Annotated in this window: 22 protein-coding genes and 1 pseudogene; 13 read left to right on the top strand and 10 right to left on the bottom strand. The window is 67.5% G+C overall.

Features of this window, described 5'->3' with window-relative positions:
- From G4Z16_RS01295 to G4Z16_RS01270, 6 genes are read left to right on the top strand one after another with little or no spacing between them, the layout of a single operon-like run.
- Complete coding sequence (locus G4Z16_RS01295; protein WP_197348751.1) at positions 1 to 273, top strand: hypothetical protein; 273 nt, start codon at positions 1 to 3, stop codon at positions 271 to 273.
- Positions 270 to 1040 (top strand): SDR family NAD(P)-dependent oxidoreductase, encoded by a 771-nt coding sequence (locus G4Z16_RS01290; protein WP_197348750.1) that lies wholly within the window; start codon positions 270 to 272, stop codon positions 1038 to 1040. Before G4Z16_RS01295 ends, G4Z16_RS01290 begins: the two co-directional genes overlap by 4 nt.
- A gap of 60 nt (positions 1041 to 1100) precedes the next feature.
- Positions 1101 to 2576, top strand: coding sequence for an aldehyde dehydrogenase family protein (locus G4Z16_RS01285; RefSeq protein WP_197348749.1), 1476 nt, complete (start codon positions 1101 to 1103; stop codon positions 2574 to 2576).
- A 31-nt stretch (positions 2577 to 2607) separates the two neighbouring features.
- Complete coding sequence (locus G4Z16_RS01280; protein WP_197348748.1) at positions 2608 to 5343, top strand: branched-chain amino acid ABC transporter permease/ATP-binding protein; 2736 nt, start codon at positions 2608 to 2610, stop codon at positions 5341 to 5343.
- Entirely contained in the window at positions 5324 to 6100 is a 777-nt protein-coding gene (locus tag G4Z16_RS01275; protein WP_197348747.1) for an ABC transporter ATP-binding protein, read from the top strand. Before G4Z16_RS01280 ends, G4Z16_RS01275 begins: the two co-directional genes overlap by 20 nt.
- Complete coding sequence (locus tag G4Z16_RS01270; protein ID WP_197348746.1) at positions 6097 to 7260, top strand: ABC transporter substrate-binding protein; 1164 nt, start codon at positions 6097 to 6099, stop codon at positions 7258 to 7260. Before G4Z16_RS01275 ends, G4Z16_RS01270 begins: the two co-directional genes overlap by 4 nt.
- 93 nt (positions 7261 to 7353) lie before the next feature.
- Here G4Z16_RS01270 and G4Z16_RS01265 read toward each other — a convergent pair whose 3' ends face one another.
- Together G4Z16_RS01265 and G4Z16_RS01260 are read right to left on the bottom strand one after the other, a co-directional pair.
- On the bottom strand, positions 7354 to 8331 hold the full coding sequence (locus G4Z16_RS01265) for a dihydrodipicolinate synthase family protein (protein WP_197348745.1): 978 nt from the start codon (positions 8329 to 8331) through the stop codon (positions 7354 to 7356).
- Positions 8328 to 9515 carry an NAD(P)/FAD-dependent oxidoreductase gene (locus G4Z16_RS01260; RefSeq protein ID WP_197348744.1) on the bottom strand — a complete coding sequence of 396 codons (1188 nt, stop codon included), beginning with the start codon at positions 9513 to 9515 and terminating at the stop codon, positions 8328 to 8330. Before G4Z16_RS01260 ends, G4Z16_RS01265 begins: the two co-directional genes overlap by 4 nt.
- Positions 9516 to 9607: 92 nt before the next feature.
- Here G4Z16_RS01260 and G4Z16_RS01255 point away from each other — a divergent pair, with 92 nt between their 5' ends.
- Positions 9608 to 10300, top strand: a complete 693-nt coding sequence (locus G4Z16_RS01255) for a class II aldolase/adducin family protein (RefSeq protein ID WP_197348743.1) — start codon at positions 9608 to 9610, stop codon at positions 10298 to 10300.
- A gap of 128 nt (positions 10301 to 10428) precedes the next feature.
- Here G4Z16_RS01255 and G4Z16_RS01250 read toward each other — a convergent pair whose 3' ends face one another.
- From G4Z16_RS01250 to G4Z16_RS01230, 5 genes are read right to left on the bottom strand one after another with little or no spacing between them, the layout of a single operon-like run.
- Positions 10429 to 10629, bottom strand: a complete 201-nt coding sequence (locus tag G4Z16_RS01250) for a Dabb family protein (protein ID WP_197348742.1) — start codon at positions 10627 to 10629, stop codon at positions 10429 to 10431.
- Complete coding sequence (locus G4Z16_RS01245) at positions 10626 to 11408, bottom strand: SDR family NAD(P)-dependent oxidoreductase (RefSeq protein ID WP_197348741.1); 783 nt, start codon at positions 11406 to 11408, stop codon at positions 10626 to 10628. Before G4Z16_RS01245 ends, G4Z16_RS01250 begins: the two co-directional genes overlap by 4 nt.
- A gap of 29 nt (positions 11409 to 11437) precedes the next feature.
- The gene (locus G4Z16_RS01240) at positions 11438 to 11620 is read right to left on the bottom strand and encodes a hypothetical protein (protein ID WP_197348740.1); all 183 of its coding nucleotides are present in this window, start codon (positions 11618 to 11620) and stop codon (positions 11438 to 11440) included.
- 13 nt (positions 11621 to 11633) lie between these two features.
- Complete coding sequence (locus G4Z16_RS01235) at positions 11634 to 12125, bottom strand: aromatic-ring-hydroxylating dioxygenase subunit beta (protein ID WP_197348739.1); 492 nt, start codon at positions 12123 to 12125, stop codon at positions 11634 to 11636.
- Positions 12122 to 13369: an aromatic ring-hydroxylating oxygenase subunit alpha gene (locus tag G4Z16_RS01230; RefSeq protein WP_197348738.1), complete on the bottom strand. Its 1248-nt coding sequence runs from the start codon at positions 13367 to 13369 to the stop codon at positions 12122 to 12124. The genes G4Z16_RS01235 and G4Z16_RS01230 overlap by 4 nt, the downstream gene beginning before the upstream one ends.
- 271 nt (positions 13370 to 13640) lie before the next feature.
- Here G4Z16_RS01230 and G4Z16_RS01225 point away from each other — a divergent pair, with 271 nt between their 5' ends.
- The 4 genes from G4Z16_RS01225 (at position 13641) to G4Z16_RS01210 (ending at position 18208) form a co-directional block, all read left to right on the top strand.
- On the top strand, positions 13641 to 14546 hold the full coding sequence (locus tag G4Z16_RS01225; protein WP_197348737.1) for a MarR family winged helix-turn-helix transcriptional regulator: 906 nt from the start codon (positions 13641 to 13643) through the stop codon (positions 14544 to 14546).
- 500 nt (positions 14547 to 15046) lie between these two features.
- A complete protein-coding gene (locus G4Z16_RS01220; RefSeq protein WP_197348736.1) occupies positions 15047 to 16120 on the top strand; it encodes a cupin domain-containing protein in 1074 nt (357 codons plus the stop codon).
- Complete coding sequence (locus tag G4Z16_RS01215; RefSeq protein WP_197348735.1) at positions 16117 to 17313, top strand: FAD-dependent monooxygenase; 1197 nt, start codon at positions 16117 to 16119, stop codon at positions 17311 to 17313. Before G4Z16_RS01220 ends, G4Z16_RS01215 begins: the two co-directional genes overlap by 4 nt.
- Positions 17291 to 18208, top strand: a complete 918-nt coding sequence (locus tag G4Z16_RS01210; RefSeq protein WP_246530608.1) for a fumarylacetoacetate hydrolase family protein — start codon at positions 17291 to 17293, stop codon at positions 18206 to 18208. The genes G4Z16_RS01215 and G4Z16_RS01210 overlap by 23 nt, the downstream gene beginning before the upstream one ends.
- Before the next feature lie 64 nt (positions 18209 to 18272).
- Here the strand turns inward: G4Z16_RS01210 and G4Z16_RS01205 are convergent.
- Positions 18273 to 18646, bottom strand: a pseudogene (locus tag G4Z16_RS01205) (transposase); the annotation flags it as partial.
- Positions 18647 to 18784: 138 nt separating this feature from the next.
- On the bottom strand, positions 18785 to 19390 hold the full coding sequence (locus G4Z16_RS01200; protein ID WP_197348734.1) for a TetR/AcrR family transcriptional regulator: 606 nt from the start codon (positions 19388 to 19390) through the stop codon (positions 18785 to 18787).
- A gap of 84 nt (positions 19391 to 19474) precedes the next feature.
- Here G4Z16_RS01200 and G4Z16_RS01195 point away from each other — a divergent pair, with 84 nt between their 5' ends.
- Entirely contained in the window at positions 19475 to 19846 is a 372-nt protein-coding gene (locus G4Z16_RS01195; protein ID WP_197348733.1) for a hypothetical protein, read from the top strand.
- A gap of 1094 nt (positions 19847 to 20940) precedes the next feature.
- Here G4Z16_RS01195 and G4Z16_RS01190 read toward each other — a convergent pair.
- Positions 20941 to 21729 carry an IclR family transcriptional regulator gene (locus tag G4Z16_RS01190; RefSeq protein WP_197348732.1) on the bottom strand — a complete coding sequence of 263 codons (789 nt, stop codon included), beginning with the start codon at positions 21727 to 21729 and terminating at the stop codon, positions 20941 to 20943.
- 230 nt (positions 21730 to 21959) lie between these two features.
- Between G4Z16_RS01190 and G4Z16_RS01185 the strand changes: the two genes are divergently transcribed.
- Positions 21960 to 23051, top strand: a complete 1092-nt coding sequence (locus G4Z16_RS01185) for an Ldh family oxidoreductase (RefSeq protein ID WP_246531191.1) — start codon at positions 21960 to 21962, stop codon at positions 23049 to 23051.
- Positions 23052 to 23058: the final 7 nt, after the last annotated feature.

The raw sequence follows: 23058 nt of genomic DNA, 5'->3' as shown, positions 1-23058 counted from the left end.
ATGAACCCGGACGAGAGCGCAGGCGAGTGCCACAAAGCGGAGCAGGACATCGTCATCGCCAACGAGTTCGCCTACGTCGTCGTCCGAAAGGTCTCCACCCGGAACGGTGACCGTCTGGAGATCGTCTCGCCGCGTCTTCACTACTCGATCCGGCTCGACGCGTTGATCCTCGAAAGCCTGACCTGGCAGCAGCCAGATGCACTCTCCACTTTTCTGGAGGACCCCCACGGTCCAACCGGCAGCCACGACACCACCGAAGGAACCTCGACATGAGCAAGACCATTTCCCTGGACGGATCCGTTGCCGTCGTTACCGGTGGTGCCGTCGGTATCGGCGCTGTGTACGTCGAAGGCATGGCCCGTGCGGGGGCGTCGGTGCTGGCGACCGACATCGACGAGGTGGCGGCGATCGCGCTGGCCAAGCGCTTGCAGGCCGATGGCCTCCAGGTCGAGAGCATGCGGATGGACGTGACCGACCCCGCGCAGATCGACGAAGCGCTGCGGTTCGCACAGGCGACGTTCGGTGGTGTCGACATCCTCGTGAACAACGCCGCCCTCTTCACGACGCTGCTGCCCATGCGTCCCTTCACCGAGATCGAGTCCGAGGACTGGGCTCGCGTGATGAAGGTGAACGTGGAGGCTCCGTTCCTCTGCGCCAAGGCGGCCCTGCCGTATCTGCGGCAGTCCGGCCGCGGGCGCATCATCAACATCTCCTCGACGACGGCCTTGACGGGGGCACCGACCCTGCTCCACTACATCACCTCGAAGGGAGCGGTGATCGCCTTGACGCGAGCCTTGGCCCGCGAGGTCGGCGGCGATGCCATCACGGTGAACAACATCGCTCCTGGTCTCACCTCCAGCCCGACCGCACTGTCGACCGTCGATGCGGAGCGGTTCGACGCCGCCGCAGCCACCCGCGCGGTGAAGCGGCACCAGCAACCTGAGGACTTGGTCGGAACCCTGTTGTTCCTCGCCTCGGAGGCGTCTTCGTTCGTCACGGGCCAGACCCATGTCGTGGATGGCGGCGCTTTCCTGCAGTAGCCGTCCCCCAACTCCTCACGTTCACCCCCACCTTCGTCTCTCACGGAAGGTCATCGGCGCATGCCCACTTCAGCGACCCCGCGTTCGGCCATCGAAGTCTGTAGCTTCGCCGGTCACACAGCCCTCGGGGGCGAGCGCTACGCGATCCACGATCCCGGTCGCCCGGAGGTCGTCGTCGGGTACGCCCTGGCCGCGTCGGCTGCCGAGGTCGACGAGGTGGTCTCCGCCGCCGTCCGCGTCGCCCCGCGATGGGCTGCGGCATCCCTGGACGAGCGCATCGAAGTGCTGCGGTCGGCCACGCAGCAACTCATCGAGGCCTCGCAGTCGAACGGGTGGGAGGAGCTGCTGACCTCGGAGCAGGGCAAGGTTCGCTCCGAGAGCGCCGGTGAGATCCTTCGCTCCACCCGCCTGTTCGAGATCTTCGCCGAGCAGGCAGATGCGGCGCTGCGTGTGCAGGTGCTCGAGGACGAGCGGGGCCGACGGGAGGTCGACTATCCGCCAATCGGTCCCGTGGCAGCCATCACTCCCTGGAACTGGCCGGTCCTGCTGAGCTTCAACAAGATCCTGCCGGCGCTGCTGGCCGGGAACCCGGTCATCCTCAAGCCGGCACCGAACACGCCCCTGACTGTCACGGCCATGGCTGCCGTACTGGCGCGAGCACTGCCCGACGGGGTTCTCAGCGTACTGGTGGGTGGGGGCGGAGTCGGCGCTGCGCTCGTCTCGCACGCCGACATCCGCAAGGTGGTCTTCACCGGAAGCATCGCCAACGGCCGGCGCGTCTACGCCGCTGCCGCCGACGGGATCCGCAGCGTCACCCTCGAGCTGGGAGGAAACGATCCTGCAATCGTGCTTGAGGACGCCGATCTCGATGCGGCCCAGATCTCCCGGATCGCGGCCTCCACCTTCATCACCAGCGGTCAGGTGTGCTGGGCGATCAAGCGGATCTACGTCCACGAACGTCGCATGGATGAGTTCGTCGAGGCATTCAAAGCAGCAACGGCATCGATCCGCGTAGGCCATGGCTCGGATCCCGAGGCGACGCTCGGCCCGCTCAACAATGCGATGCAGCTCGCGCACGTCACCCGGGTGACGACGGAAGCCGTCGCCGGCGGCGCCCGGACCATCCCACTCGGATCGCTGCTGGCGAGTGCAGGCCCCGAGACCGGAGGCTACTTCCTCCAACCGCAGCTCGTATCAGGGGTGGATGAGCCCTCCGAGCTGGTGCGCGCCGAACAGTTCGGCCCCGTGGTACCGGTGCTCGGATTCCGCGAGAGCGACGAGGTCGTCGCCTGCGCCAACGACACCAGCTACGGCTTGTGTGCATCGGTGTGGTCGGCGGACCGCGACCACGGGTTCGCCGTCGCTCGCCGCCTCGCGGCCGGGCAGGTCTTCGTGAACGCGCACGCGGGCCCCGCGTTCGACTATGCCGCCGGGATCGGCGGCATCAAGCACAGCGGTGTCGGCCGCGCCTTCGGCACCGCAGGCCTGCGCTCCTACACCGAGCCCCGCGTGCTCTCGGATCGGATCCTGCGGTGAGCGCCGTGGCCCCGGGCAGGGAGAGCGCCCCATGATGCAGGCTTTGCTGGGCGGACTGGCGACCGGCTCCGTCTACGCCCTGTTGGGGCTCGGGATCGTTCTGGTCTTCTCCGTCTCCCGGAACGTGAACCTCGCTCAGGGCGAGTTCTACGTGTACGGCGCGCTCATCGCGAGCACCTTGGTCGGCCTCGGGATACCGATACTCCTCGCCGCCGTGATCGCTGTGGTGGCCGTCGCCGCCATCGCCGCGCTGCTCCAGGTCGTCGTGGTCGCGCGGATGGAATCCGCGCCGCACGCGACCCAGCTTCTCGGCAGTATCGGCATCGCGCTGATGATGTCCGGTGTCGCACGCTTGCTCTGGGACACCGACGACCGAAGCCTGCCTGGTCTCTTCGACCGCGACGAACCCTTCGACGTGTGGGGTCTGTCGATCACCCCGCAGACGATCGTTCTGTTCACCGCGCTCGTGGTGACCTGTGCGCTCCTGTGGTTCCTGCTGACCAGGACGATGATCGGTGCGCAGATGAGCGCGGCGGCGGCCCTGTCATCGCGGGCCGGCCTGCTCGGGATCCGAACGAACTCAATGGCGAGGCTGACCTACGCAGTTGCCGGGGGAGTGGGCGCGCTGGCTGGCATCGTCGTCACGCCACTGGTGTTCGTGTCCTACCACGCTGGGCTCGGACTGACGATCTCCGGCTTCATCGCCGCCGCGTTCGGCGGCCTGCGTTCGGTCCGTGGCGCCGTTGCCGGTGGGCTGCTGCTCGGGGTGCTGGAGGCCGTGGCGGTGCACGTCGGGCAGTCCACCATGAAGACGCCGCTCGCGCTTGCGCTACTGATCATCGTGCTGCTTGCCAGATCGGAGTCGGAGACTTCAGGGCGCCGCTGGCGGACGTGGAGACTGTGGAGGGCTCGTCGTAGTGCCGTTCCGTCCCTGCACGCTGTCGTTGGTCGAGCACGTCCACTGGCGTCCGCGGGCCGCAGGGGACGATTCTCGGCGCTGGCCGCCGTCGCGGCCTTCGGTCTCGCCGGGCCCCATCTGCTCGCTCCCTACTGGATGTCGGTGTGGACGTTCGTCGGAGTGCTCGTCGTCGTGGGCGTGGGACTCGACCTGCTCCTGGGCTACACCAAGCAGCTGTCACTGGGCCAGACGACCTTCATGGGGGCTTCGGCGTACCTGGTCGCCCTGGCCGCCAAGTGGTGGGACGCGAGCCCCTTGCTCGCCGTGGTGGTCGCGATGGTGGGAAGCGTGGCCATGGCCGCGCTGGTCGGCGCCGTCGTCCTGCGGCTTCGCGGTTACTTCTTCACGCTGGCAACGCTCGCCGTCGCCATGGGCCTGGAAGCCTTGGTCAACGGCCTGCCGGAGCAGCTGGGTGGCCCCTCTGGCCTGCCGATCCTGACGACACTGGGCATCGGCTCCTTCACTCTCGACACTCCTGAGAAGCTGTTCGCCGCGACGTGGTTCACGGCCGCCCTCGGCATGGCGATCGCGGCCAGGCTGGTGCGAAGCCGCTTCGGTTACGCGATGCGCACCGTCGGCCACGACGAGGCGCTTGCCTCGGCTGTCGGTGCCTCCCCCTTCTCGATCAAGCTGCGAGTTTTCTGCCTGTCGGCTGCGTACGCCGCAGTAGCCGGGGTCTTGACCGCGCACTCGTATCTCTCCGTCTCGCCGTCCGTGCTCGGCTTTCTCGGTGGAATCGACGCGATTCTGGGAGTGCTGCTCGGGGGTCTTGGGACGGTGTTCGGCGCGGTGCTCGGCATCCCCTTGGTGCGGCTGCTGCCCGAGGCCGGTGAGAGTGTCACGTCGTATCAGCTCGTCATCCAAGGCTTCGCGATCGTCGCGATCGTTGTGCTGATGCCTCGAGGACTGATGGGCGGGTTGCGATTCGTCCTTGAGTCTTTGCGGCCACGCAGCAACGCCGAAGCCAGGCCACACTCCCGTGGGGTCGCGGCCGCGGGCGGCCTGGTCGCAAGGGCCGCCGCCTCGGCGGAGGCAGTCACGCGAGAGCCGCAGTCCGCATCCGGTCTGCGACTGACGGCCAGTGATGTCGAGGTGCGGTTCGGCGGAATCGTGGCCCTCTCGGGGGTCGACCTCGAAGCCGCCCCCGGCTTGATCACCGGGCTGATCGGGCCGAACGGTGCGGGCAAGAGCACCCTGCTCGCCGTCCTGGCCGGCAGTCGGCGGCCGACCGCCGGCACCGTCCGGCTCGGCGAACGCGATCTCACGGGCATCGGCGCCGGCACCTGTGCGCAGCTCGGCATCGCCCGGGCGTTCCAGCTCCCCAGGATCCCCTCTCACATGACGGTGCTGGAGGTTGCGATGCTGGGCACGTTCCGCCGCGGCCGCGGCGGCATGCTGTGGTCATGGTGGCGAGGGCAACGTGAGCTCGCCGCGATGGAGGCGACGGCCTACGCACAGCTGCGCCGGGTCGGGATCGCCCACCTGGCCCGGGTCGAGGCGAGCACGCTGTCGACGAGCGATCAGAAGCTGCTCGAGATTGCGCGCGCCCTGGCGTCGGCCCCCGACGTGCTCTTGCTGGACGAACCGGCCGGCGGTCTGTTCGAGGAGGACCTCCCGCGCCTGGCAGGACTCTTGAGGGCTCTGGCCGCAGAGGGGCTGGCGGTCGTGCTCGTCGAGCACGAGATGAGTCTGGTCATGGAGGTGTCCGACCGCATCGTCGTCCTCAACGAGGGATGCGTCATCGCGGATGGCCCGGCAGAGGTCGTCCGCTCCTCACCGGAGGTGATCGATGCCTACCTCGGAGTCTGAGCTCGCGCTCGAGCTCGTCGACGTGACCGCCGGCTATGGCCGACTACGTGTCGTGCACGGAGTGGACCTCCAAGTGCGCCGAGGCGAATGCGTTGCCCTCTTGGGCGCCAACGGGGTAGGCAAGACCACGCTGCTGCGCGCAGTCGTGGGCATGGCGACCCTGAGCAGGGGCACCGTGCGCCTCTTCGGCCGGGACGTGAGCCGATGGTCGACGCACGAGATCGCGCGCGCCGGCGTGGCCGTCGTTCCCGAAGGCCGAGCGCTGATCCCGGAGCTCTCGGTCAGGGACAACCTCCTGCTGGGCACCCGAGTGTGGAACAAGCGCTTCCGGTCGCAGGCGGTGGACGACGCGCTGGAGCAGATCTACCAAGACTTCCCGATCCTCAGCGAGCGTCGGCTCCAGTCCGCCGGTCAGATGTCCGGCGGGCAGCAGCAGATGCTCGCCATCGGGCGCGCCCTGGTCGCACGTCCCCAGGTGCTGATCCTTGACGAGCCGTCACTCGGTCTCGCGCCGCGAGTGGTGTCCGAGGTCTTCGACCGGCTGCACGCCGTCAGCGCTACGGGCGTGAGCGTGCTCGTGGCCGAGCAGAACGCGCGCGCCGCGATGCGTGTAGCCGGTCGCTCCTTCGTCCTGACGGGGGGCCAGATCGCCCCAGGCCCCGAACCAGGCACCGACCTGTCCGATGACTTGTCCACCATCTACCTCGGTCTCGGTCGAGACCGTCCTGGGCTTGGCAGAAGGGAATCATTGTCATGAGAACACACCTTAGACATGCCGGGGTGGGGGTGACCTGCCTGATCCTCGTGGCGGGAATATCTGCCTGCGCGGACGACGGGCGAAGCAGCGGCGATGGCGCCGGCGACGGTCCACGCGTCGGAGTCATCCTGTCCCGCTCAGGGCCGGCCGCTGCCCTGGGCGAAGACATCGAGGCGGCCCTGGACGCCTTCAAGGAGATCGATCCGACGACTGCGGATCTCGACATCGAGTACGTCACCTGCGATGACAAGTCGACACCCGAGGGGGCATCGGCCTGCGCCAGGAAGTTCGCTCAAGAGGACCCGGTCGACATGATCTTCGGCCCCGTCATCGGTGCGATCCATGCCAAGGCGGCACCCATCCTGAAGACGGGTCCGCCCTCGATCACGCCATCGCCGTACGTGATCCCGACTCCGGACAGCCCGATCTTCTCCGTCTACGGCAGTGCCGCAGACATGAACCACACGATCGTGCAGCACGCGGCCGACCGTGGCTACGAGCGGATGGCGCTGCTCGCCACGACGGACGAGACGGGCACCATCGCCGTCAAGAACGTCGAGAAGTCGGCCAAGGAGCTGGGAGTGGAGGTTGCCGTCGAACGCTTCGCCGCCGATGACGTCGACGCCACAGCACAGCTCAACAGACTCCGCGACACCGACCCGGACTACGTCTACGTCGCGGCGTCGGGAGCTGCCGCGGGTGTGGCGTTGAAGGGTCTGAAGCAGCTCGATGCCGATCTCCCCACAGCGCTCGCCGGCTCCAACACCTCTGCGGACTTCTTCGCCGCCGCCGCGAAAGTCCTTCCGAAAGAGACACTGTTCGCCGTGACACCGTCGTGGCTGCCGGACGACCTCGACGATGCCAAGCGTGCAGACCAGGTTCGCGAGTTCCAGAAGGCGTTCGAGAAGGCGTCGGACGCACCACCGAGCTTCGTCGTGCAGAGCGTCTACGACTCCTTCCAGGTGATCGCTCAGGCCCTCGACAAGGCGGGGACCGATCGCGAGGACATCGTCAACTACATGGAAGGTCTTGACGACTCCCAGGGCCTGAACTGGAAGATCTCGTTCTCCAAGAGCAAGCACAACGTCTCGACGCGCGGCAACTGGACGATCGCCCGCTATGACGCGGCTGCTCAGCAGAAATGGAGTCTCGCTGAATGAGCCAAGGAACGCGCTCTCCGGCCGGCCGCTCGGGCCGGCCGGATGTGCGTGTGAAACCCGGCCCCTGGTCCGGCAGGGAAGAGGTCTCCACGCTCAGCTGAAGTGGTCAACGAGGGTGCGCCACCGGCGCGCCGACTCCAGGGCCACCGCTGCGATCTCGTCGGGCACCTGCGAGTACGGCGGACGGATGGGGCCACTGCGGCAGTAGCCGGCGGCGTTGATCCGGGTCCGCTCGAGCTGCAGGTTGTAGGACGCGAACAGCTCGTCGTCCTTGGCCAGTTCAACAAAGGGCTCCGTTGCCCACAGGATGCGCGAGCTGACCTCCTCGAGTGAGGTTTCGTCGCCGGCCGCCAGCGCGTCACGCAGCGCCAGGCAGGGTTGCGGACCCATCGCCGCGGCGGTCGCCCAGAACGCCGTCGTCTCCTCGGCGCCAAGGGCTCGGAACCGGGTGAGCACCATGTCACTGGGGAGGAAGTTGACCCGGTGCCCGGTCACGCGCCGGTTCTCGGACAGGGCGCCTGGACGGGAGCATTTGGCCGCCACGACCGTCGGGGCCGAGGCCGCCACGCCCCGCCAGAAGTCAGTGGCATCGGCGAACGGGAAGCGGAATGCGCGTTGGTTCGCGTAGACCATGACCGCCAGGTCGGGGAAGTAGTGGGACGCCTGCGCGAAGTAGTCGACGGCGCCGCGCTCGGTCAGCGGTTGCCACATGGGCAGTCCCAACAGGGTGCCGTCGACGCCGGCGCGACGCAGGACGTCCATGCGGGCATACGTGTCATAGGCGCCGGTGGTCGTGGCACCGACGAAGAGGGGGACGCGGCCGTCGACTGTTTCGACGAGGCACCGCACCAGGACTTCGTACTCACCCGCGGGGAGGGTGGGGCATTCACCGGTCGTGCCCAGGGCGATCACGCCGTCCACGCCGTCCGTCAGCAGGGCCTCGACCGTCCGCGAGGTCTCGGCGAGATCCACCGTGGTATGCGCGTCCCAGTGGCGTGCATCCGGGAGGGCGGGGGTGGGGATGATCGCGAGCAGGCCCGTGAGGTCGCCGGCCGACACCGTGGGCGTCATGCGTCGATCGTCCCGTGTGCGGCGACGAGCTGCCGTCGGTGGGCGATGAACTCCCGGTTCATGCCCATTCCGACCACGCCGGTCAGTCGCCCGTCCGTCAGGTGCTGGGTGACGAACCTGGGGGAGTCGGGATTGCCTTCCCAGCGATGCTCGGCTGAGTCGTCGAGCTCGCCGGCGGTCTGGAGTCGCAGGCCGTACTGGTCGGACCAGACGTAGGGAACCGGGGTGTAGGGGACCGCGCCGTCGGGGCCGGTCAACAGATTTGCGGCGGCGCGGGAGGCTTGCTCGGTGGCGTTGGTCCAGTGCTCGTGACGGGTGAGGCGTCCCGAGCGCGGGTCGTGCCAGCGTGCGACGTCGCCGGCGGCGACCACTCGCGGAGCTGCGAAGCATGCGCGGTCACACACCACGCCGTCCTCCAGGCGAAGTCCCGATCCCGCCAGCCAGTGGACGGCCGGTGTGGCGCCGATCCCGACTACGACCGCGTCCGCGTTGAGTGTGGAACCGTCCGTGAGGTGCACCGACTCGACCCGGCCGGAACCGCGAACCCCGCTGACCCCGACCCCCAGCCGGAATTCCACTCCGTGTTCGCGGTGCAGGCCCTCCACCATCTCCCCGGCCTGGCGGTCCTCGACCCGGGCCAGTAGGCGGTCGGCCGCTTCCACGACGGTGACGTGGATGTCCATGGACCGCGCCGCGGCAGCTACTTCGAGTCCGATGAAGCCTCCGCCGATGATGACCAGTCGCGCACCGTCGCGAGCGAGGAGGGACTGTCGCAGCTCAACTGCGTCGTCGAGGGTTCGAAGTACGTTGACGCCGGCGAGTGCCTCGGCCCGCAGTGTCCGCGGAGTGGCTCCCGTCGCTATGACCAGGCCGTCGAACAGGATTTCGCGGCCGTCGGCGAGGTTCACTCGCCCTGATTGCAGGTCGACGCCCGTGGCTGCCATGCCCAGGCGCAGGTCGACCTCGAGGTCGTCGTAGTGACTCCGGGGACGCAGTGGCAGGCGGTCAGCGGACCAGTCGCCCGTGAGGAACTGCTTGGAGAGCGGGGGCCGGTCATAGGGAAGGTGGCTCTCTGCGCCGATCAGGACGATGTCTCCGTGGAAGCCCTGTGCACGCAACGTTTCCGTGGCGCGTACGCCGGCGAGTGAGGCTCCGACGACGACGACACGACGAATGGTTTCCACGACGTCCCCTCATGGCGCTTGACCTGACCTGACCTGGCTGGAATCCTACCCGGAAATCCTCCGTATACATACTAATTTGCAAAGGCGTCGCGATGACTGACGGGGTTGACCAGCTCGTGGAGGCCTATCACGCACTCGGCAATGCGGGTCACGGGGACCTGGTGTGGGGGCACATCGCGTTGCGAGACGGATCCACCGGCGGATTTTGGATGAAGGCCGCCGGATGGGGCTTCGAAGAGGTCACTCGGGATCGTCTGGTCCTGCTGTCGAGCGAGGGATCCGTGCTGGCCGGAAAGGGACCACGCCACGTCGAGTGGCCGATCCATGCGGAGATCCTCCGGGCCCGACCCGAGGTGTCGGCCGTGGTCCACACGCACGCCGGCGCGGCCGTCGTCTTCGCCTCCCTCGCGACGCCGCTCAGGGCGATCTCTCACGACGGTGTCCCCTTCGCGACGCCGGACGTGCCGCGCTTCACCGACACCGCAGACCTCATCCGAAGCAGCGATCTCGGAGCCGGGCTCGCCGCGACCCTTGCCGACGCGAATGGCGTGCTCATCCCCGGGCACGGGCTGGTGACGGCTTCGGCGACGCTCGCGGAGGCGGCGATGTACGCCGTGCTCCTGGACCGGGCGTGCGCGAATCAGCTTCGCGCGCTTCAGGCGGGCGGCCCGCTGCTGTGGAGTGACGCCTCGGAGGTGGCGGCGAAACAGGCGATGTGGACGCCCGCGAGCCTCGCGTCGGGCTTCGACTATCTGGTGCGACGCGCACACGAGAGTCGCCGGTGAGTGCTGTCGATGCCTTCGCTAGGGCGCGGCCGGGTCCGAGATCTCCATCACGACCCCGGCGCGCTCGGCAAGGTAGGGCGTCACCGCCGTACGGATCGTCTCCCAGTGGCGCTCGTCCTCGCGGAAGGTCAGGTAGTCCTGGAGCGTGGCGAAGTCTGCCGTGTAGCCGAGTCGTAGTTGTCCGGACGCACGCGCAGGTCCTCGCCCACGCGCATGTCCTTGATCTGCGAGAACTCCGTGCCCAGGGCCAGCAGCGCCGCTGTCATCTTCGGTACGGCGTCCGGCGGAGCGTTGGGCAGCAGCCGCACCAGCACGATTTGGCGGATCACGGGACCGGGCCGCCGGGCGGGCGGATCCCGTAACCGAGCACTCCGCCGTTGACCACCAGGGTCTCGCCTGTCACGAACGAGGCCTGGTCGGACAGCAGGAACGCCACCGCGGCCACTGCCTCCTCCGCCCGTGCGAGGCGTCCGAGGGGGATGTGGTCGATGATCGCTCCTCGCTCGGCGTCTCGGACCGCGGAGCCCTCGTGGTCGCCTTCACGCTCGATGGCCGTGGGTGACATGGCGTTGACTGTGACGCCGTGGGGTGCGAGTTCGACGGCCATGGTGCGGGTCAGGTGCACCACCCCTGCCTTGGCTGCGTGGTAGTGCGGGCCCTGCCACGGCACGTAGCTGAAGGCCGCCTGCGACGCGATGTTGACGATGCGTCCGGACTGCCGCTGGACCATGTGGGGAGCCGCGGCGCGCGAGCACAAGAAGGTCGTGGTGAGGGTCAACCGGAGGATGCGCTCCCACTCCTCGGGATCGGTCTCCCAGAAGGAGCCGGCGTGGCGCACGTACGAGGCCACGTTGTTGACGAGCCAGTCGATGCGGCCCTCGCGGTCGATGACGTGTCCGACGAGCTCGTCGACCGACACGGACGACGAGACGTCGCCCGTGAGCGCGATCGCCTCACCGCCCCTCTCCTCGATCTCGGAGACGGTGCGCGCGGCCAGGTCGCGGTCGATGTCGTTGACGAACACCCGGGCGCCACCGTCGGCCAGGGAACGGGCGATGCTCGCACCCAGCCCACGCCCGGCGCCGGTCACCATGGCAACCTTCCGCACGAATCTCTGCCTTCCTCGCGGGTCGACAGTCAGTCGACGGGGGGCGGGACGAAGTCCTGGAACACGTCGCCCATCCGGGTGATGCTCTCGACTTCGAGGGGGTCCAGCAGGATCTCCCGGCCGCTGTTGAGATCGCGGATCAGCAACCGCGGGCCGTTCGCCGACTGGTCGATCAGCAGTTCTACGCACGCGAACTCGCTCCGCAGGTGCACGGCTGCCCCCTGCCTAGATGATGATCGAGACGTTGAACAAAGGCAGCACGCTGTTTTGCAGCAGCGCCGTCCGGCCCGCGACCTTCCAACCGTCGGCGCCGGGCCTCATGCGATGCAGGTACTGGCCGACGAAGGATCGCTCTTGGCCCTTGCGGATCTCGTGGACAAGGAAGTTCGAGGTGACGAGCACGTCGTCCACGGCCCCAGTGACACGGACGTTGGAGATCAACCGGCGGGTGGTCGAGCGGGGGATCTGAGCGTGGGCGGGGCCGGTGATGAGCCTCCAGACCCGCTCCTCCAGACGTGCGCGGTTGTCGTTGATCAACGCCGCCCGGACAGCGGAGCGCGAGTCGTCGATGCCGTCCGGTACGCGATAGGTGGCGTCCTCGGTGAACAGCTCGAGCCAGTCGTGCAATCGCCACTGATCCAACAGCTCTGCTTCGTGGTATAGCCAGTCCTCGGCGTCGCTGCGGCTCAAGGTGCTGTCTGGTTCCGACATGCTCATGCCTCGCCCCCTCGGCTGCCGCTCCCCATCAGGCGGGCGTACTCGGTGTACATGGCTCGTTGATGGATCTCGTCGGTCGGTGTACCTCGGCGGACGCCATCTCCGAGGTCTTGGTAGTCGTGGGCACCCCGGTTGAGCAGCAGCCACGGTGTCGACATGGCTTGCAGCCCCTCGGTCACCGCCGAGAACACCTCGTAGTCGTCGGGCGTGCCGAACCCCGTAGGTGGATAGAACCCTTCGTGCTCGGCCATCCGTTTCAGATTGAGCGCCTCTGGCGCGCCCGCAAGCAAGTAGGGGTACATCATCACCTCGGTCTCGGCGACCGAGACCGGCTGGACCACGCGGATCTGGTGGCCGATGAGGAAGAGGTTCGGAAAGACGAACACGTTCATGTGCGCAAGGATCTCGAGGAGGCGCTCAGAGCCGTGCTTCGCCTCGAGTGCGCTCGTGTACTCCGGGAACTGACCTCGAAGCACGTCGATGGCTCGCGGGTCTGCGCGCCGGGCGAGCACCGCATGACCGCGCGGGAACGTCTCGGTCCAGCCCTGGTCTTCGCCGTGGGACCCGAACTTCAGCTCGACCTCCTCGGCCCGGGACATGATGCCGATGTACGTCTCGTGAACGAACGCGGTGTGGTAGCCGTCGACGCCGTTCTCCATCTGGAGCTTCCAGTTGCCCGGGTACCGGTGCCGGCTGACGCCGACCGACAGATCGATCTCGCCGGAGAGTGAGAAGTCGAGCGTCGCATCGACGTAGTTGCGCACCGGCCCCAGATAGTCGATGAGGGGCTCGATGTCGTCGTCGAAGCAGGCGAACACCAGTCCTCGATAGCTCTCCACCCGGGGAACGTTCACGAGGCCCAGCCGGCCGAGGTCGAAGTCCCTGGGGTAGCGGCTTCGCTTCGGAACGCCCATGAGTTCGCCGTTGTTGCGGTAGGTCCAGGCGTGGTACGGACACCTGAAGAACTTGCCGTTGCCCTTCTCTTCGCGGCAGACGAGTGCGCCCCGGTGCAGGCACCGGTTGACGAGCACACGCACGGCTTCGTCCTCGCCGCGCACCAGGATGACCGGTTCGCTGCCGATCTTCGCCCGCTTGTAGTCGCCTACGTGGCGCACCTCGGACTCGTGCCCGACATAGATCCAGGCGCGCCGGAAGAGGGTGCGCATCTCTTCGTCGTAGATCGCTGGGTCGGTGTAGAGACGGCGGTGCACCCGGTCGGGGAGCAACAGCTCATCTAGGTTCACAGGACCTCCGGAGGCGTTCGTCGAGACCCGGGCAGACACCGCTCGGATGGCGAGCCCCGGCAGAGCACGTGCGTCGGTCGGCTCGGCGATGTGAATATCTGGTCACCCTACCGAGCAAATTCGAACGTATACGGATGAACCTAGAGTCTACGAAGAGGCCGTGTCAACGGCAGCATGCAGCCGCCGTTAGTATCTGTACGTAGGAAAGGGAGTGGGCTCGGCTGATCGGGGTGAGGAGTCGGTGATGGGGAAGTCCGGCCGCGGGGGAGACGTGACGTCCGTGCTCACGGGTGGCGAAATGCTCGCCCTGGACGAGGCTCCGGGGCATCTGGTGAGAAGGGCGCAACAGCGTCACGCGGTCCTCTGGACCCGCGAGTTCGGCCAGGATCTGGACATCACCGGGCCTCAGTACGCCTTGTTGTGCGCCGTTGCGGCCGCCGACGGTCTCGACCAGGGCGCCGCGGGGGAGCGCGCGTCGCTTGACAAGTCGAGTACGGCGGACGTCGTGGCCCGGCTGGCGGGCAACGGCTGGCTACGAGTGTCTCCGGACGTGCGTGATCGGCGTCGTAAGGCTCTGTCGATCACCCCGCTGGCCCGCACTGCCCTCGAGGTCGTCACTCCCCGCGTCGCCGAGGTGCAGACGCGACTCTTGCGCAACATCCCCACCCGTGACCGATCCGCCTTCCTGGACGCGCTGCGCGTCGTGGCCTACGCCGGCCACGTGCCGAAGGCCGACTCGGGGGGAGTCGGTCCGTTCCATGCGCTTCGCGATACACCAGGACACCTGCTGCGCAGGGCGCATCAGGTGCACACCGTGATTTGGGGAGAGGAGGTCGGTCCGATGCCCACTGCTCCCCAGTACGCCGTTCTCAGTGCGTTGTGGTCGCACCCGGCCGGCATAGACCAGAGCACCGCCGGCGAGCTGGCGTCCCTGGACAAGTCGAGCATCGCCGACGTCGCGCGACGACTTGTCAACCGCGGTTGGGTCAGTCGAGAGCGAGACCATGCCGACAGTCGGCGCTGGGTGCTCCAGCTCACGCACTCGCTCCGAGAAGACTTCACCAAGTACACTCCCGCGGTTCGCCGCGTCCAGGAGCGCATGTTGGCACCGGTGGAGGGCGCGCAGCAGAAGCGGGCGTTCGTCGAAGGCTGTCGTGCCCTGGGCAACGCGGACTGAGCCTCAATCACCGAATCGGTAAGGGAGCAGCCGTAGCGGCGTCGAGTTGGGGGCGGGGCCGAACGGCCGGTCGATCCGGCGCTCAGCGCGTTGATGTCCCCGATGCCTTGCCGCCGCCCGCGGCGAGTGGATCACTGTGAGGCTCTCCCGATACGGGTTCGCGCCGGGGAACCCGTGCGGTGCACGCAGCAACGGCCCGAACCTTCCTGTGAACTGCCGTGATCTCTGGTGCGGTAACCGCACTCGTGCACGTCAGGAGCACCCTCCTTGCTCAGCACGCCGGTCAGCGCCTCAACGGACCGGCGATTCGAGGTCCGGCCTCCCGCGGGCCTTCGCTCGCATTGTCTTGGAGCGGGGCCATTCTCTGGCAATCCTCCGTATACGTTACGACCTTTCGGACGTCCGCCCTGAGGGAATGCGCAGTGACGGTTGACCGAACCAAGTCGGGGAACATACGATCAACGAAATAGTCCGTATACAGAATATCGAGGTGATCGTAGGTGGCGACTCGTCGGTTCAGGACGGACAACCGGGCCGTGGACGCCTTGTACGACCGGCTGTCGGCCACGGACTTGCAGCCCCTGTGGGAGCTGACCGGCCTACTGACGCCTGAACCGGTCGTCGGTGCTGTGCCCTACCGGTGGTCAGGGGAAGATCTTCGGGCGCTCGGCGAAGCCTCTGGCGAGCTCGTCCCGGTTGAGCGAGGGGGAGACCGCCGGGTGCTGGCCTGCTGCAACCCCGGACTCGACGGCGCGCCGTACGCCGTCCCTACGCTCTGGGCAGCGGTGCAGTACCTCCGCGCGGGAGAGGTCGCGCCGGCCCACCGCCACACACCGGCGGCGCTGCGATTCATCACCCAGGGTCAAGGCGTGTGGACCCTCGTCGACGGCGACCCGGTCCACATGAGCGAGGGGGACTTGGTCCTGACGCCGAGCTGGACGTTCCACGAGCACCACAACCCGTCCTCGGAGGCGATGACCTGGATGGACGTGCTCGATCTTCCGATCGTCGCCGCGCTCGGCGCCGTCTTCTTCGAGGACGGGCCGACAGACGAGGCTTCGACCGCCACGGCTCCGCGGTCAATGTCCGAGAGCTGGTACGGCGGAGGACCCGGTCTCGTGCCGGTAGCCGGGCCTTCGGCCCCAGGGTCGAGGTCCCCACTCTTGGCCTATCGCTGGGCCGACACCGACCGTGCGCTGGCGACGCAGCTCAAGGCAAGCGGCCGCGGTGTGGCCGTCATCCGGTTCGCAGACCCGGTGCGCGGCGGGGACGTGATGCCCACGTTGCGATGTGAGATGCACAGGGTGGAGTCCGGCCGCCGGACCGACCGGACACGACAGACAGGTGGAAGGGTCGCGTGCATTCTTCACGGCACCGGGTCCATCGCGATCGGCGGCGAGACGTTCGACATCGGACCCGGCGACATCCTGGCGATCCCCTCGTGGTCCCCTTGGGATGTCCAGGCTGAGACCGAGCTGGACCTGTTCAGCACGAGCGACGCACCGGTGCTCGAGGCACTTGGTCTGATGCGTCACGACGCCGTGGATGCGGCGGATCTGGTGGCGGTCCCGTGAGCGCGACGCACCAGACCTTGGTCGTGGGGGGCGGCATCGGAGGACTGGCCACCGCTCTGGGGATCGCCCGCTCCGGGAGACAGGTGCGTGTCCTCGAGAGAGCAGATGCCCTCGTCGAGATCGGCGCCGGCCTCCAGGTCGGGCCGAATGCGAGCCGCGCGATGGACGAGCTGGGGATCCTCGACGACATCCGGCCCCATGCCGTCTTTCCTCGGCGCGGCGTCATGCGGGACGCGAAGTCCGGCAAGGTGCTGACCACCCTCGACCTCAGCAGCTTCGACCATCGCTACGGCTACCCCTACATCGTCTTGCACCGAGCGGATCTGCTTGAGGCGCTGGTCCTGCATTGTGCGGCGCATGACCTGGTCACCATCGAGACCGGACGCCACGTGACCTCGGCGACCGTGGATTCGGGCCGGGCTCGCGTCAAGTGCGCCGACGGTGCTGAGTACGAGACCCGCGCTCTGATCGCGGCCGACGGCCTCCATTCCACCTTGCGGAAGCGCGTGATCCAGGACGACGTCGTGCCGAGCGGCTATGCGGCCTACCGAGGGACGCTCCCGATCGATGAGTTGCCCACGGAGATCGACGACGACGCGGTGGTGCTGTGGGTGGCACCGGGACTTCACCTCATGCAGTACCCGGTCCGCGGGGGAGCGGTCTACAACCAGGTGGCCGTCGTGCGGACGGACCTCGCCGCGGAGGGCCTCGATGTCGCATTCGCCAATACCTGCACCCAGGTGCGGACCGCGGTCGCCGCGATCGGGCAGGACCGCAACTGGCCCATGTTCGACAGGGCTCCGGCATTGACGTGGATCCGCGGGTGCCTGCTGCTCGTCGGTGACGCGGCGCACCCGATGCTGCAGTACCTGGGCCAGGGGGCCTGCCAGGCGCTGGAGGACGCCGTCGAACTGGAGCGCCAGTTCCGAACCCACCACGACGACGTCGAGGAAGCGTACGCGGAGTTCCAGCGGACGCGCATGCCGCGGACGCACCGATGTCAGACGAGTGCCCGACCGTGGGGCGAGCTCTGGCACACCGACAACCCCCTGACCGTGGCGATCCGCAACCGGTACTTCGCGCTACGGCGGGCCGATGACCTGTCAGAGCTCGACTGGCTCTACGCACGAGCGGATGTCCAGTCCGACCGACTCCGCGAGGAGGACCGCCGTGCGATACGTCAGCTTCCGTGACACCCACGATGCGCTGAGAGTCGGCGCAATCGCCCGTGACGACCCCACGGTGGTCCTCGACCTGACGGCAGATGTTCCGAAGGGGCCGCACGGACCGATGCGTCGGCTCATCGAGGCCGCGAGCGTCGGCGCCTGGACGGCAGAGGAGGCTCTGCGTACGGCGACCGAGCTACCACGTGCTGACGTCGTTCTCATCGCTCCCGTCCCGGAACCGTCGAAGATCGTTGCTGCGCCGGTCAACTACCGGAACCACCAGGAAGAGATGAGTTCTGACAGCCAGATCGACGCACTCGGCGTCTTTCTGAAGGCGCCCTCATCGGTGACCGGCCACGAATCCGTCGTACGCCTTCCCTATACCGACCGCCGGTTCGACCAGGAAGGCGAGTTCGCTGTTGTGATCGGCCGCCAAGCTCGGCATGTGCGCGCTGCCGACGCTCTCCAGCACGTGTTCGGTTTCACGTCGCTGCTCGACATGACGATGCGCGGCGGCGAGGATCGCTCGGTCCGCAAGTCGTTCGATACCTTCACGCCGATGGGGCCGACGCTGGTCACGCCCGACGAGGTGCAGGAAATCGACGAGCTGGAACTCAAGTTGTGGGTCAACGGCACGCTTCGCCAGAGAGCGGATCTGGCGGACCTGATCTGGGACGTGCCACGACTCATCGCCTACGCGTCATCCGTGATGACTCTCTTTCCCGGCGACGTAGTCACCACGGGCACCCCGGAAGGGGTTGGGGGGGTGCGGGACGGCGATCGGATCGAGTTGGAGATCACCGGCTTGGACCGGCTCGCGGTGGGGGTATCGAGCGCAGGCGCCGTCGCCTGTCCCACCCTCGGGGCCGGTCGCGGGCCGCGGCCCCCCTCGGAACTCACTCCAGTACGTCCGCGCACATGATTCGCTGCTCCGGCGCTTCACCTGTAGAGGTCACACATCGCGGCCGCCGGATCGCAGTTGACAAAAGTTCGGTCTGGCCGGGTGCTCTGCGGTGCGGGATGACCAGGCCGGTGCCCGGATAGCCGCCGTCCGCGATGACTGCGGTGCGGTCGACGGCGTCTTTCGCTCCGGACAGTTCCCACGCCTTGCAGTCGTGGCGATTGCCGGGCAGCGCTCGGCCGACGGCGACGACGAGCAGGGAATCGTCGTCGATGACGACCTGATGGTTGGTGGAGTACCGGTAGTTCTTTGACTGCTCGGCGACAGTGTGGTCGCGCGAGGGGACGAGGGTGCCGTCCACGATCAGCACGGTGTGTTTGCGGAATCGCTTGTGCTGTTGGAGTGGAGCGTGGGTCCGAGGTGGTCGATGATGCGGCCAGCCGCCGACTTCGAGACGCCTAATGCGACGTGGGCTCAGACCGGTGAACTGGTCTACCCAGGACGGCTCCAAGCCGTGATCACACCAGCCACATCAAGATCATTTCACCCGCGATCGGCAGCGCCCAACTATGGGACTCGATGCATCGATGGGGCCGGTCAGGCGGTGGGGGCGTTCGTCGCGAGCCCGGACAGTAGGCTCCGAACGACAGCCTCGACGGCCCGGCGGTTCGCCGCGCGGTCCCGGTCCTGGGCGTGCGTCATAACGAGAACTGCTTCGGCCAGTGCGGCGCTCAGCAGGCGTGCGGTGACGTCGGCCGAGTCGAGTTCCATGGCTCCGGCTTGGGCTGCGGTGCGCAGTTCGGTGGTGATGGCGCCGAGGCTGTATCGCTCCTCGATCTGCCGGCACCGTTCCCAGCCCAGGGCGGCCGGCCCGTCCTCGACGAGGATACGGGCCACTTCGGGCCGGCTCGCTTCATCGAGCCAGGCGAGAGAGCCGGCGACGAGTCGTTCGAGCGGGGCGGCATCACGGTCCAGCCGGTCCCTGGCGCGGTCTACGGCTTCGGCGGCGACTTCCTCATACACCGCGGCGACCAGGTCGTCACGCGAGGCGAAGTGGTGGTACATGGCGCCCCGGCTGGTCCCCGCCGCCTCGAGCACGGCTTCCGTGCTCGTGTCCTCGATGCCCTCAATGGCGAAGAGCTCCCGGGCAGTGTCGAGGAGCCGGCGCCGGGTGGCCCGCCGCCGTTCTTTCTGAGTCGCCATGGCCTCTACTTTACAGACAGGCTGTCGGTTTCTTACAGTGGGCCAATTACCGACAGGCTGTCTGTAACTGGAGGGGGCTTCATCATGCGCACGACGCCCGAGGCGTTCACCCACTACCTGGCCGCCTGGAACGAACCGGACCCCGACCGGATCCGCGGTCACCTCGACGTGGCAGTCGGCGAGCACGTCGCGTTCGTCGACCCGGCCAATACGGCCATGTGCCCGGACCGACTCGAGGCGCTGATACGCGAGGCGCATGAGGGCCTGCCCGCGGCCGAGTACGTGCGCACCAGCGGCATCGACGGCCACAACGGCCGCTACCGGTACCGGTGGGAGGTGCGCATCGACGGCGAGACTGTCGCTGCGGGAATGGACTTCACGACGGTCGACGCGTCGGGCCGGCTTCAGCGCATCGACGGCTTCTTCGGGGATTTCCCGGACAGGGAGGGGGAGTAGCGCTAGGGATGAAGGCTGCGACGCATTGTTGATGGCATTGCCTAACCCTGCCACCGTCAACAGGCCTGCTCCATGGCTCAGTTATGCGGCCTTCCCGGGGCAGGGCGCGCATGTCACGCGACTCCGGGCAGTTCACCGATCCAACACCCATGCTGGGTCGTTTCGCTGGAAGCGAGCGCACCTCCAGCACACATCAAGGGCGCCGTACGCGACAGGGGAATTGACATGCTGTCAGGCATCAACAAAGCCCCCGAGAGATGGGTCACTATGATCCGGATTCGGAGGTGGGCAGCCGGTTGTTGACCTCTTCCGGAAGGGCCGGTCTCCTTTACGATGGGTTCCCGAGGAACCTCCGCCATACACAGGCAATCGGCGGGAACTAGGTTGGACGGCCCCGCTGGAGGGCCATCCATTGCCACCCCTCGCAGGGACGATGAGGCCTCCGCGGTTCGCGGCCATCCCCAGCAAGACGGTGTTGTTGTCCCTTTGCAGGGACGATAGGGACAGAGTGGGGCTGGTGGTGCGCCGAAGTCCTGTCGTTTGCTACCCCTTGCAGGGGCGAACCCTTACCACTTAGCCATACGATCCGGTCGCACTCACCCATCAGGTCGGCTGCCTCCGCAGCGGGTACGCATTGGGCATGCCGGTGGAGGCTGCATGACGACAGACGGAGGTTTGCGATTCGCCCTCGGTCACAGGCATCCAGTCCTCGCCACCCATGCTGAGCAGCCCCTGTGATGCGGCCTGAGTGCAGGAGTGATCGATCATGGCGGCAACTCTAGCCAGCCCGGCACTCCCAGCTCGGAGCCGTAGAAGCCTCGCACCGGCCACAACTGGCATGCAGCAGGCGTGATCCGAACGAAACGGCCTGGCCGTCCACGACCACGCAACGGGCTAGATGTATTGGTAACGCATCAGGTCAATACAGCTAGACGCAGACGGCCCAGTCTCGGTCAACGGTGCGCTACGGCGGTATGAAAGGGGTCTCTGGTCACCAGTGCAGATGTGGCAGTCCACATCAGGCCAGAAGGCCCTCACCCATTTCAAGATCACCTACCCGTGATCACCGCTGCCGACCTCCACGGTTGGCACACCTAGCCCGGCCGGCTCCGGGTGAGATGGCAGCGGTGCTGCGGGGCGCCGAGCGTCAGGGAGAAGTGCTTCGCTGCGGCGGCGACCGCCTGGCCGCACCTGGCCATGTTCTCGGCGTCCGAGAACATGGCCAGGGTGGCCGCGCTCATGCCGCCGACCGCCTCCCCGGCGTGGTCGAAGACGGGCGCGCCAACGGCGATCACGCCGGACTCGTTCTCCTCGTGGTCCTCCGCGTATCCCCGCTGGCGGATCGCGGGGAGTTCGGTCAGCAGCTTCGTTGGGTCGGTGCATGTGCGGTCAGTTCGGGCGGGCATGCCGGTGCGTTTGAGGAGTGCGAGCACGGACTCTTCCGGCAGCGTGGCCAGTATCGACTTGCCCACGGAGGTGGAGTGCAGCGCAAGGCTCATGCCCACCCGTGAGGCGAGCCGGTAGGGCTTGTCTCCATCCGACTTGGCCGCGTAGACGGCTTCGTCACCGGTCAGGAGCGTGAAGTGGACCGTCCAGTCGGTCTCTTCGCGGAGCTTCTCCAAGGTTGGCCGCACCTGGTTCGGGAGGTCCACCTCGCGCTGGTGGCGGCCGACGAGGGTGAGGATGCGAGGGCCGCTCGCATAGCTGCCGTGGCCGAGGTAGCGGGCGAAGCCGCGCTCGACCAGGGTCTGGAGAATCCGATGGGCGGTGGGCTTCGGGAGTGACGTGACCTCGGAGATCTCCGCGATGCTGCGGTGCTGTCCCAGTGCTTCGAGGACGTCGAGCGTCTTGTCCGCCGCCGTACGCCGCACCTCTCTGGCCATGGCGACAGTCTAGCCAGTGCCGTTGCGATACCAGATTGAGTAAGTCGCAGATGGATCAGCAGTTTTGCGTGGATATTTCCGTTCCGATGGCCTGCGGCCGTCTTCTTGTGCGCGGTGGGTTCCCAGCCGGTGATTGCTGTGGCAGCATCTCCGAACCAAGGAATTATGGAACGCAATTCCGTCAGGCAGAATTTTGAGCTGCGGCGATGAGGTGGCAGGGGTTGACGAGCATGCAGGCCGAGGGGCACCGGGAGCGGATGATCGGGGCGCGGGAACTGGCGGATCTGGCGACCGAGTTGCTGGAGGGTGCCGGCCTGCCGTCGAGGTCTGCGCGCCACGTGGCGGGCTCCCTGGTTGCGTCGAACCTGCTCGGGCACGACTCGCACGGTGTGCGCCGGCTGCCCGGCTATATCGCGGCGGTACGTGAAGGGCTGATCGCCCCGTCCAGGACCGGCCGCGTTCTCTCACGCCACGGTGCCACCGCTGTCGTCGACGGTGAGCGCGCCTTCGGGCAGCTCGCCGCCGGCCTGGCCTCGGACGAACTGATCTCCCTGTGTGAGGAGTTCGCTGTCGGCGTCGTCACCGTCCAGGACTGCAACCACATCGGGCGGCTGGGCGAGTACACCGCCCGCATGGCAGACGAGGGCCTGGTAGCGCTGGCACTGTCGAACGCCGACGCGACGGTGGCGCCGTACGGCGGCCGGGAACGCCGCATGGGCACCAACCCCATGTCCTGGGGACTCCCGCGCGGTGAGGGCAGGCCGCCGCTGGTCATGGACTGGGCGACGGCCGCCGTCGCCGAGGGCAAGCTCGCCCTCGCCCGTACACGGGGACTGCCCGTCGCCGATGGGCTGCTGCTCGACTCAGAAGGGGCGGGCTCACGCGACCCCGGTGACTTCTACAAGGGTGGCGCGCTTCTGCCCTTCGGGGGTCACAAGGGCTACGGGCTGAGCGTCGTCATCGAGATCGTCGGAGGGCTGCTCAGCCGGGCGGGGATCTCCAGCAGCCCCGGCTACGAGGGGCACTTCGGCACGGTGCTCATCGGCGTACGCATCGACGCGTTCGTCCCGCTCGCCGAATTCCGTGCGGAGACCGAGCAGTTCTGCGCCGCGCTGGCGGCGACCGCGCCCGCGCAGGGCGAAAAGGAAGTTCTGGTTCCGGGGGAGCCGGAGGAACGCACACGGATGCACAGGCGCCGGCACGGCATCCCTCTCCCGAGCAGCACATGGGAGGAACTGCTGGCGCTCAGGGGCGATACCGCCGGTCTTGGTGGCGGGCAGCCCGGACCATACAGCAATCAGGGGGACCTGGCAGATCCTTGAGGAGACG

It is taken from the genome of Streptomyces bathyalis (assembly GCF_015910445.1).
Classification (GTDB): Bacteria; Actinomycetota; Actinomycetes; order Streptomycetales; family Streptomycetaceae; genus Streptomyces; species Streptomyces bathyalis.
This window is presented reverse-complemented; position numbering and strand designations above follow the sequence as displayed.